Annotated in this window: 5 protein-coding genes; 3 read left to right on the plus strand and 2 right to left on the minus strand. The window is 57.2% G+C overall.

Annotated elements, in window-relative coordinates:
- Window positions 1-348: biopolymer transporter ExbD (locus Q1K23_RS04515; RefSeq protein ID WP_300362803.1), on the plus strand; the 348-nt coding region annotated here is incomplete at its 5' end.
- 10 nt (window positions 349-358) lie between these two features.
- The gene (locus Q1K23_RS04520; protein ID WP_300362804.1) at window positions 359-814 is read left to right on the plus strand and encodes a hypothetical protein; all 456 of its coding nucleotides are present in this window, start codon (window positions 359-361) and stop codon (window positions 812-814) included.
- A gap of 32 nt (window positions 815-846) precedes the next feature.
- Here the strand turns inward: Q1K23_RS04520 and Q1K23_RS04525 are convergent, their stop codons facing one another.
- Window positions 847-1,248 (minus strand): rhodanese-like domain-containing protein, encoded by a 402-nt coding sequence (locus Q1K23_RS04525; RefSeq protein ID WP_300362805.1) that lies wholly within the window; start codon window positions 1,246-1,248, stop codon window positions 847-849.
- Window positions 1,249-1,316: 68 nt separating this feature from the next.
- Entirely contained in the window at window positions 1,317-2,033 is a 717-nt protein-coding gene (locus tag Q1K23_RS04530; protein ID WP_300362806.1) for an OmpA family protein, read from the minus strand.
- A 114-nt stretch (window positions 2,034-2,147) separates the two neighbouring features.
- Here Q1K23_RS04530 and Q1K23_RS04535 point away from each other — a divergent pair, with 114 nt between their 5' ends.
- Window positions 2,148-5,096 carry an HNH endonuclease gene (locus Q1K23_RS04535; RefSeq protein ID WP_300362808.1) on the plus strand — a complete coding sequence of 983 codons (2,949 nt, stop codon included), beginning with the start codon at window positions 2,148-2,150 and terminating at the stop codon, window positions 5,094-5,096.
- Window positions 5,097-5,100: the final 4 nt, after the last annotated feature.

Raw genomic sequence — 5,100 nt, forward strand, 5'->3', positions numbered from 1 at the left:
GTCCTGCCTTTCATCGACATCATGCTGGTCCTGCTGGTCATCGTGCTAACCAGCGCCTCCTTCGTGAGCAAGGGGACGATCCCGGTGGATCTGCCCGAAGCCAGCAGTGCGGCGGCGCCCGTGGAGAAGATGAAAAGCATCGTCATCGACAAGAACGGCAACTTCTATTTCGAGGATAGAAAGATGGATTTCGAGGCGCTGAAGGCCGAGATTCTGAGACTCGATCCGAAAAAAGAGGCACTTCTGATCAAAAGCGATGCCAAAAGCCAGTTTCAGAACTTCGTCAGAGTGATCGATCTGCTCAAATCGAAGGGCTTCAAAAAAGTGAGTATCGAAACCAAACAGTAAAGGCGATAGGATGAACAGATATGGAACGATCGTGGCGGCTTTGATGCTTTCGCTTCCGCTTTTTGCGGCCGACGCTTCCTGCAAGGGGTGCGGCGCTGGGAAGCTTATGCTGCAGTGCGACTACTATGTGGCCCGGCAGGGTGATCTGAGCAAGCGTCACTTCTGCGAGGAGTATGCGCAGATCGTCGATGTCGACGGCGCTTCCGCGAAAGCGGCCTGGTACTATCTTCTGGGCGGTAAACCGGAAAAAGCGCTCGATGCGGCGATGCGGGCCTACGATCAGGGACAGACGTTCGCCGCAGGTTACGTGGCACAGGCGCTCTCGGTACTGGGCAGAGGTGAAGAGGCGAAAAGATATATCGAGCCTTTCAGAAAGGTCGTGAAAGAGAGGAGCTATTTCGCCAAAGAGGTGAATACGCTCAAAAAGTTGTATCCCGACGCCGACTTCTCGACGATCGGGGAGTGAGAACCCCCTCCTGGCGGGGAGGGCGTTCTCGTTTATTTCGTGTGGGCTTTGTGTGCCGCGATGAGATCTTCGATGTTGGCTGCCAGCACGTAGACGTTTTCGTAGCCGAGCGCTTCGAGATAGCCCATGACACGGTTGGCGAACCATCCCTTGAGGCAGGCCACGAGAATCGGCGCCGTCTTGTCCTGCGGCAGGATGTCGAGATAGTTCGCGAATTCCGGGTAGGGAGTGTAGTAGGCATCCGGGATGTCGGCCTCTTCGGCGTTTTCGCCTTTCACTTTGGCCGGCGGGCGCACATCGAGCAGTACGGCTCCCACATCTCGGATCAGTTCGATCCCTTTTTCCATATCGACATTGCCCATCTCGGCTTTCTCTTTGTCGAGTTTGATTGCCGCTTCGATCCGTTCTACGACGTTTTGATCCAAAGTTGCCATGACAGCCTCCTATAAGTTGAGTTTTTCTATATCAAAATTCTATAACAATTTGACTAAAAGATCAAGTGTCAACGGCATGCGTCGATGACCGACTCCTCGTTGGGATAGAGATATATCTCCACGCGGCGGTTGATGCCCATGTTGGTAGGCGTGTCGTTGGGAACCAGCGGTTTGCTGTAGGAGCACCCACGCGCGTAGATCTTGTTCTGCACACCCATGCTCTTCAGAAGGTTCGCCACGCTGAAGGCCCGCCTCTGGGAGAGTTTGAGGTTGTAGTCGTAGGATCCGCGGCTGTCTGTGTGGCCCACGACCTGGACGATCGTCGTGGGATAGTTTTTCAGCACGTCCACGAGCCGGGTGATCTTTTCCCGCGCTTCGGGTGTCGGGTCCGCTTCGTTGGTTTTGAACATCATCGCGCTTTTGAAGGTGATCTTGACATATTTGTCGTGTTTCGTGACGACGATGTCCTGGTATTTGGCGGCCTCTTTCTCGTTCTGGCTGACGGTCGTGTTCATCGAGTCGGCCACCTCCTGGGCCTGCTTGTCGAGGTTGTAGCCGATGACGCCGCCCACTGCCGCACCGGCGGCGGCGCCGATCAGCGCGCCTTTGCCCCGGTGTCCTTTGCTGACGGCGGCACCCAGCGCCGCGCCGGCCAGGGCTCCGATCACGGCCCCCTGTTTGGTCTTTTCGCCCTGGTTGGGCATCGGCTCTTTGCCCGCGCAGCCGCCGAAGGTCAGGGCGGCGGCGAGAGAGATTCCGATGATTCTGTAACAGCTTCTTTTCATGAGTTCACTCCTCGGATGTTTTGACGTTATTATAACGTCGATCTGTGAACTCATCGTAAATGAACCGGCGATTCGATATAATCTTATTCATCTATAGTCGAAGGGTGAGCAGAGGTGCAGATCGAGGCGATCAACGAGCTTTTGAACGACAAAAAGCGGCTTTTGACCGATATCTATTTCGAACTTCAGAGGATTTTCGAGGAGAAGTACGGCCCCGATACGGTGGTGTTGATGGAAGTGGGCACCTTTTTCGAGGTCTACGAAGTCAACAACGACGAGCTCAAGATCGGCAAGGCCAAAGAGATCGCCGAGATGCTCAACATCCAGCTGACCCGAAAGAACAAGACGATCCTCGAAAATTCCGTCGCCAATCCCCTGATGGCGGGATTTCCCACCGTCTCGCTGGACCGCTACCTCTCGAGAATGGTGCAGAGCCGCAAATACACCGTCGTACTGGTGCGCCAGAAGGGGGTTCCCCCGAAGGTCAGGCGCTATATCGCAAACATCCTCTCCCCGGGCACCAACTTCGACTACCTGGTCGAACCGACCGAAAACTACCTCGTCAGCCTCATCGTCGACGTCAACAAGGGGATCTACTCCTGCGGCTACAGCGCCATCGACGTCAGTACCGGAAAGACCTGGCTCAACGAGGTCCACGGCACGCGGGAGGACAAGACCTACGCCCTGGACGAGATCTTCAACCAGCTGCAGTCCTACAACACCTCCGAACTGCTTCTGACACTCGACGATCCCTCCATCGATCCCGAATGGGTCGTGCGTTATCTGGAGATCGAAGGGCACATCAGCTGGACACTGGGCAAGACACGCCACAAGATCGCCTACCAGAACGAACTCTTCGCCAACGTCTACGATATCCGCTCCTTCCTGAGTCCCATCGAATATCTCGATCTGGAGCGTTACCCCTACGCCAGCGAGTCGCTTTCGCTGCTGATCGACTTCATCATCGAGCACGACGCCGCCCTGATCGAAAAGATGAACCGTCCCGTCTTCCTGGGGGGACAGCACTTCGTCTACCTGGGCAACAACGCCCTCGAGCAGCTCAACGTCATCAGCCGGGACCCCGACGAGATGACGCTGCTCAAACTGATCGACCTCACCTCCACCGCCATCGGCAAACGCCTCTTCAAAGAGCGCCTGCTCAACCCCATCTGCGACGAGAAGGAGCTTCGCCGCCGCTACGATCTGGCCGAAAAGGTGGCCGAGCATACCCAGAACTTCTCCAATACCCTCAAGGAGGTCTACGACCTCGAACGCATTCTGAGGCGCATCAAACTGGGCAAGCTCCACCCCTTCGAGATCGTCTATCTCCACGACTCTCTCAAAGCCCTGGAGCAGCTGGTGTGGGAAGCCAAAGGGGTCGGCGTCGAAGTGGAGGAGGATCTGCGGGTGCAGATCGAAGGGTTCGCCAGAGAGCTCGAAAAGACGTTCCGTCTCGAGGAGTGCGCCAAATACCGCCGCGACCAGATCGAAAGCAACATCTTCCAGCCCGGTATCAACCTCTTCGTGGACCAGATCGTCGAGGAGAACGAAAGGCAGCTCGAAAAGCTCGAAGCGGTGCGTCTGCATATCGAAAACTTTTTCGACCGGGGCGAGGGGAACGATACCGAATACGTGAGCATCGGATGGCTCGAGAGCGAAGGCTACTTTCTCAACGTCACCCGCACCCGTTTCGGGATGATCGAAAAGGATCTGATGGAGAGTTTTCTGCTCCTGGACGGCAACCACTACTTCCTGCGGGATTTCAGCTACAAAAAGCTCAAGAACAGCGTGAAAATCTCTTCGAGACTGATCGACGACATCTCGAAAGTGGTCATGGCGAACCAGTCGCGGATCGTCGCGCTGATCAAGCAGAGCTGGATCGAGTCCCTGGAGCTGCTGGAGAAGCGCTACGCCCAGCTGCTGGAGCAGGTCATCGCTTTCGTCGGGCGGTTCGACGTGGCGATCGCCACGGCCCGGGCGGCGCAGCGGTACAACTATGTCCGTCCCGAAATCCTGGCCCGCAAAGAGGAGGAGCAGACCCTCGAGTTCGTCGCCCTGCGCCATCCGCTGATCGAGTCTCGGGAGGAGAACGGCATCTACATCCCCAACGATCTGCTGATGGGGGATCTGCCCGAAAAGGTCGAACACGACCACGTGACGCTCCAGGCGAGCGAAGGAAAACCGGTGCGGGGCGTGCTGCTCTACGGCATCAACTCCAGCGGCAAGAGTTCGCTGATGAAGAGTGTGGGGATGGCCGTCATCATGGCGCAGGCCGGCTTTTTCGTGCCCGCCGCCTCGATGCGGTTTCATCTCTTCGACAAGCTCTTCACCCGCATCGTCAGCAAGGACAACCTCTACAAAGGGCTCAGCACCTTCGCCATCGAGATGATGGAGCTCAAAAACATCTTCAACCGCGCCGGCCGGGGATCGCTGGTGCTGGGCGACGAGATCAGCCACGGCACCGAGACCGAATCGGCCCTGGCGATCGTCGCCAGCGCCGTGAAGCGGCTGCACGACCTGCAGACCCTCTTCATCGTCGCGACCCACCTGCACAAACTGACGATCCTCAAAACCGTCAGCGAACTGGAAGACGTCATTTTCCTGCATCTGGGTGTCGAGTACGACGAAGCCAAAGACGCGCTCGTCTACAACCGGAAGCTGATGCCCGGCTCCGGAAGCACCCGGTATGGACTGGAGTTTGCCAAGTCTCTGCATATGGACCGCTCTTTCATCGAGACGGCCTACGCCATCCGCGAGTCGCTGGGGGAGGCGAGCAGCGCGCTCAAAGCGCTGAAAAAGAAGAAGCGCAGCCGCTATCACAAAGATCTCTACCTCTCCACCTGTGCCCTCTGCGGCGCCCCCGTGGAGGAGGTGCACCACATCGCGCCGAGGGCGGAAGCGGACGAAAAGGGGCGCATCGGCCACTTCCACGCCAACCACCGCTACAATCTCATTCCCCTGTGCAAAAAGCACCACCGCCTCGTCCACGAGGGCAAGGTGATCATCCAGGGGTTCGTCATGACCGACGAGGGACTGCAGCTGCGCTACAGCGAAGCGGAGTGAATTA

Source organism: Hydrogenimonas sp. (assembly GCF_029933015.1).
Classification (GTDB): Bacteria; Campylobacterota; Campylobacteria; order Campylobacterales; family Hydrogenimonadaceae; genus Hydrogenimonas.